The 288-nt window shown below is 42.0% G+C and carries 1 rRNA gene; it reads right to left on the minus strand.

From position 1 onward, the window contains the following. Positions 1 to 73 (minus strand): 5S ribosomal RNA (rrf, locus tag ACP3VS_RS24400); the annotation flags it as partial. Between the last annotated feature and the right edge of the window lie 215 nt (positions 74 to 288).

The raw sequence follows: 288 nt of genomic DNA on the forward strand, positions 1-288 counted from the left end.
CATCGGCGCTAAAGAGCTTAACTTCCGTGTTCGGTATGGGAACGGGTGTGACCTCTTTGCCATCATCACTAGACTATGTTCGGCTTTCAATATACATCGCATTTCTTCGTCAGCTTCTGTCGTTCAGTCAGTCACGTACTTGAGTACGCTCCTTCCCTCTCTCCATTGCTTCCTCGAACTACTCGTATCTTGAAACCCTTTATAAAAGAAATTATTCTTTCAAAACTGGATAAACGGTTCATTGAATGCTTCAAACTTTTTGGTTAAGTCCTCGATCGATTAGTATTC

Origin of the sequence: Lysinibacillus sp. VIII_CA (assembly GCF_049943995.1) — a bacterium.
GTDB classification, from domain to species: domain Bacteria; phylum Bacillota; class Bacilli; order Bacillales_A; family Planococcaceae; genus Lysinibacillus; species Lysinibacillus pinottii.